2 protein-coding genes are annotated in these 4,747 nt (G+C 47.5%); one reads left to right on the forward strand and one right to left on the reverse strand.

Annotated elements, in window-relative coordinates; translation table 11 throughout:
* Positions 1-3,708 precede the first annotated feature (3,708 nt).
* Complete coding sequence (locus D8797_RS10580; protein ID WP_185780872.1) at positions 3,709-4,083, reverse strand: hypothetical protein; 375 nt, start codon at positions 4,081-4,083, stop codon at positions 3,709-3,711.
* Between D8797_RS10580 and D8797_RS10585 the strand changes: the two genes are divergently transcribed.
* Positions 4,082-4,405, forward strand: coding sequence for an LPXTG cell wall anchor domain-containing protein (locus D8797_RS10585; RefSeq protein WP_185780873.1), 324 nt, complete (start codon positions 4,082-4,084; stop codon positions 4,403-4,405). The genes D8797_RS10580 and D8797_RS10585 overlap by 2 nt on opposite strands.
* Positions 4,406-4,747: the final 342 nt, after the last annotated feature.

Consider the following 4,747-nt stretch of genomic DNA (forward strand, 5'->3'; position numbering starts at 1 on the left):
GAGCCAAAGCGCTTCAGCATCAGTAAGTGCTAGTCACTCAGCATCTGTATCAGCTAGCCAATCAGCTTCAGCTTCAGTATCAGCAAGTCAAAGTACTTCAGCATCAGTGAGCGCAAGCATCAGTGCTTCAGCTTCAGCATCTAACAACCAGAACTCAGCTTCTATTTCAGTAAGCGCGAGCCAGTCTGCGTCAATTAGTGCGAGCCAAAGCGCTTCAGCATCAGTAAGTGCTAGTCAATCAGCCTCTGTATCAGCTAGCCAATCAGCTTCAGCGTCTGTATCAGCAAGTCAAAGTACTTCAGCATCAGTGAGCGCAAGCATCAGTGCTTCAGCTTCAGCATCTAACAACCAGAACTCAGCTTCTATTTCAGTAAGCGCGAGCCAGTCTGCGTCAATTAGTGCGAGCCAAAGCGCTTCAGCATCAGTAAGTGCTAGTCAATCAGCCTTTGTATCAGCTAGCCAAAGCGCTTCAGCTTCTGTATCTGCAAGTCAAAGTACTTCAGCATCAGTGAGCGCAAGCATCAGTGCTTCAGCTTCAGCATCTAACAACCAGAACTCAGCTTCTATTTCGGTAAGCGCGAGCCAGTCTGCGTCAATTAGTGCGAGCCAAAGCGCTTCAGCATCAGTAAGTGCTAGTCAATCAGCATCTGTATCAGCTAGCCAATCAGCTTCAGCGTCTGTATCAGCAAGTCAAAGCACTTCAGCATCTATCTCAGCAAGCATCAGTGCAAGCCAATCAGCAAGCACAAGCATGAGCAACAGCGTATCAGCATCAGTAAGTGCAAGTCACTCAGCATCTGTATCAGCTAGCCACTCAGCATCTGTATCAGCTAGTCAATCAGCTTCAGCGTCTGTATCTGCAAGTCAAAGTACTTCAGCATCAGTAAGCGCAAGCCAAAGTGCCTCAGCTTCAGCATCTAACAACCAGAACTCAGCGTCTATCTCAGCAAGCATCAGTGCTAGCCAATCAGCCTCTGTATCAGCTAGTCAATCAGCTTCAGCTTCTGTATCTGCAAGTCAAAGTACTTCAGCATCAGTAAGCGCAAGCCAAAGTGCCTCAGCTTCAGCATCTAACAACCAGAACTCAGCTTCTATTTCAGTAAGCGCGAGCCACTCTGCTTCAATCAGTGCAAGTCAATCAGCAAGCACAAGCATGAGCAATAGCGTGTCCGCTTCAATCAGTGCATCTGAATCAGCAAGCACAAGCATGAGCAGCAGCGTGTCCGCCTCAATAAGTGCTTCAGTATCAGCAAGCACGAGCATGAGCAACAGCGTGTCTGCCTCAATCAGTGCATCTGAATCAGTAAGCACAAGCATGAGCAACAGCGTGTCTGCCTCAATCAGTGCATCTGAATCAGTAAGCACAAGCATGAGCAACAGCGTGTCTGCTTCAATCAGTGCTTCAGTATCAGCAAGCACAAGCATGAGCAATAGCGTGTCCGCTTCAATCAGTGCATCTGAATCAGTAAGCACAAGCATGAGCAACAGCGTGTCTGCTTCAATCAGTGCTTCAGTATCAGCAAGCACAAGCACAAGCATAAGCAACAGCGAGTCTGCATCACGTAGTGCCTCAGCTTCAGCATCAACAAGCTTGAGCAATAGCATTTCTGCTTCAATCAGCGCTTCAGAATCAGCAAGCACAAGCGTAAGCAACAGCGAGTCTGCATCACGTAGTGCTTCAGCTTCAGCATCAACAAGCTTGAGCAACAGCATTTCTGCTTCAATCAGCGCTTCAGAATCAGCAAGCACAAGCATAAGCAACAGCGAGTCTGCATCACGTAGTGCCTCAGCTTCAGCATCAACAAGCTTGAGCAATAGCATTTCTGCTTCAATCAGCGCTTCAGCATCAGCAAGCACAAGCGTAAGCAACAGCGAGTCTGCATCACGTAGTGCCTCAGCTTCAGCATCAACAAGCTTGAGCAACAGCGTATCTGCTTCAATTAGTGCTTCAGTATCAGCAAGTACAAGCTTGAGCAACAGCGTATCTGCTTCAATTAGTGCGAGCCAATCAGCAAGCACAAGCATGAGCACCAGCGTATCTGCTTCAATCAGTGCATCTGAATCAGTAAGCACAAGCATGAGCAACAGCGTGTCTGCCTCAATCAGTGCATCAGTATCAGCAAGCACAAGCATGAGCAATAGCGTGTCCGCTTCAATCAGTGCATCTGAATCAGCAAGCACAAGCATGAGCAATAGCGTGTCCGCTTCAATCAGTGCATCTGAATCAGCAAGCACAAGCATGAGCACCAGCGTGTCCGCCTCAATCAGTGCTTCAGTATCAGCAAGCACAAGCATGAGCAATAGCGTGTCCGCTTCAATCAGTGCATCTGAATCAGCAAGCACAAGCTTGAGTAACAGCGTGTCCGCCTCAATCAGTGCATCTGAATCAGTAAGCACAAGCATGAGCACCAGCGTGTCTGCTTCAATCAGTGCTTCAGCATCAGCAAGCACAAGCTTGAGTAACAGCGTGTCCGCCTCAATCAGTGCATCTGAATCAGTAAGCACAAGCATGAGCACCAGCGTGTCTGCTTCAATCAGTGCATCTGAATCAGTAAGCACAAGCATGAGCACCAGCGTGTCAGCGTCAATCAGTGCAAGCCAATCAGCAAGCACAAGCTTGAGTAACAGCGTGTCCGCTTCAATCAGTGCTTCAGCATCAGCAAGCACAAGCATGAGCACCAGCGTGTCAGCGTCAATCAGTGCTTCAGTATCAGCAAGCACAAGCTTGAGTAACAGCGTGTCCGCCTCAATCAGTGCATCTGAATCAGTAAGCACAAGCATGAGCACCAGCGTGTCTGCTTCAATCAGTGCTTCAGCATCAGCAAGCACAAGCTTGAGTAACAGCGTGTCAGCGTCAATCAGTGCATCTGAATCAGTAAGCACAAGCATGAGCACCAGCGTGTCTGCTTCAATCAGTGCATCTGAATCAGTAAGCACAAGCATGAGCAATAGCGTGTCCGCCTCAATCAGTGCTTCAGTATCAGCAAGCACAAGCATGAGCACCAGCGTGTCAGCGTCAATCAGTGCAAGCCAATCAGCAAGCACAAGCATGAGCAACAGCGTGTCTGCCTCAATCAGTGCATCAGTATCAGCAAGCACAAGCATGAGCAATAGCGTGTCCGCTTCAATCAGTGCATCTGAATCAGCAAGCACAAGCATGAGCAACAGCGTATCTGCCTCAATCAGTGCAAGCCAATCAGCAAGCACAAGCATGAGCAATAGCGTGTCCGCTTCAATCAGTGCATCTGAATCAGCAAGCACAAGCATGAGCAATAGCGTGTCCGCTTCAATCAGTGCATCTGAATCAGCAAGCACAAGCATGAGCAACAGCGTATCTGCCTCAATCAGTGCAAGCCAATCAGCAAGCACAAGCATGAGCAATAGCGTGTCCGCTTCAATCAGTGCATCTGAATCAGCAAGCACAAGCATGAGCAACAGCGTGTCTGCCTCAATCAGTGCATCAGTATCAGCAAGCACAAGCATGAGCAATAGCGTGTCCGCTTCAATCAGTGCATCTGAATCAGCAAGCACAAGCATGAGCACCAGCGTGTCTGCCTCAATCAGTGCNTCAGTATCAGCAAGCACAAGCATGAGCAACAGCGTGTCCGCTTCAATCAGTGCATCTGTATCAGCAAGCACAAGCTTGAGTAACAGCGTGTCTGCCTCAATCAGTGCAAGCCAATCAGTAAGCGCGTCAGTATCTGCAAGTCAAAGTACTTCAGCATCTGTATCAGCTAGCCAATCAGCAAGCACAAGCATGAGCAATAGCGTGTCCGCTTCAATCAGTGCATCTGAATCAGCAAGCACAAGCTTGAGTAACAGCGTGTCTGCCTCAATCAGTGCAAGCCAATCAGCAAGCACAAGCATGAGCAACAGCGTGTCTGCCTCAATCAGTGCATCAGTATCAGCAAGCACAAGCATGAGCACCAGCGTGTCTGCCTCAATCAGTGCATCTGTATCAGCAAGCACAAGCATGAGCAACAGCGTATCTGCCTCAATCAGTGCAAGCAACAACTCAGGTAGTGGTTCAGGTTCAACAAGTACAAGCAATGGTTCAGGCGATGCCTCAACTTCAGCAAGCATGAGCAACAGCGTAAGTGCTTCAATCAGCACAAGTGAATCAGTCTCAACAAGCACAAGCTTGAGCAACAGCGCAAGTACCTCAGCTAGCTTGTCTGACAGTGCTTCAATCTCGAGTGCTACAAATCACTCTCAAGCACCTAAGCCACAGCCTGCACAACCAGGACAAGTCAAAGTTACTCCAAACGCTAAGGCTTTACCAAATACAGGAACTGCAAGTAACCAATTTGCTGGTCTTGGATTAGGAGTAGCTGCCTTGGTAACTGCCTCTCTTCTTGGTAAGAAGAAGAGATCAGCAGCTTCTGAAATGGATTTAGAAGACTAAGTTCCAAAAATCGGCTACAATGAAATTTTGTTGATATCATTTTAGCGATGAAAATAAGAACCCCGGATGGCTCAAGGCTATCTGGGGTTTTTGGGCTCTTTTCTACCATCTGTCAAGTCTATCAAGGCTTTAAGTAAAAAAAGAGATAAGACAGTAGCTATTCTGAGGTTACTGTCTTATTTTTAACACTTTTTGATCCATAAAAGGGCATGCTAAAAAACACCTCATCTGGTATTTTTTGAAACAAGGTGTTACCATAATACGGCATAGACAGCCTTATCGATTTTGGGTCAAAGAATAATCGTAAAGTTTGTTATGCGTGATGAGGTAATACATTGTTCG

The organism is Streptococcus cristatus (genome assembly GCF_003944225.1).
Classification (GTDB): domain Bacteria; phylum Bacillota; class Bacilli; order Lactobacillales; family Streptococcaceae; genus Streptococcus; species Streptococcus cristatus_K.